1 protein-coding gene is annotated in these 415 nt (G+C 62.4%); it reads left to right on the top strand.

The window, feature by feature from the left end; all coding sequences use genetic code 11:
• On the top strand, window positions 1-415 hold a 415-nt coding region (locus AC1DIX_RS28005; RefSeq protein ID WP_477328636.1), incomplete at both ends, for a hypothetical protein.

The following is a 415-nucleotide window of genomic DNA, read 5'->3' as shown; positions in this document are numbered from 1 at the left end:
CCGCGATGGCGAACACGCGTCTGCGGAGCGACGTTGAATCTAGTCTTGGCTCAGATCCGGTTCCGTCCGCGATCGACCGGCAGCTTGTGCAAAGCCAGGATCAGGTTGGCCGGCAGTATCGGCCGATCTTCGAACAGCGGTCACCGTACGACTTCACGCCGATCACAGGGGATCTCGATCATCAGATTTCGACACTTCGCGGCGACGCGCAGCGCCAGTTGATCCGGGTCCGCGGCATGTTGAACGAGTTTGGTGCCGACGGCGTGACGAATGACCCGTCCGTCGCCTTCCAGACCCGCCAGGCGATCGATGGTGTCCTCGCCACCGAGCAGAACCCCAAGGTGATCAACGCGCTCACTGATGCCCGACAGATGATCGACGACGCGCTGACGCGGTCAGTGCCGCGCATCAAGGA

The organism is Massilia sp. 05N420, assembly GCF_056397205.1.
The sequence above is the reverse complement of the archived record's forward strand: the minus strand, read 5'-3'. Positions and strand labels throughout refer to the sequence as shown.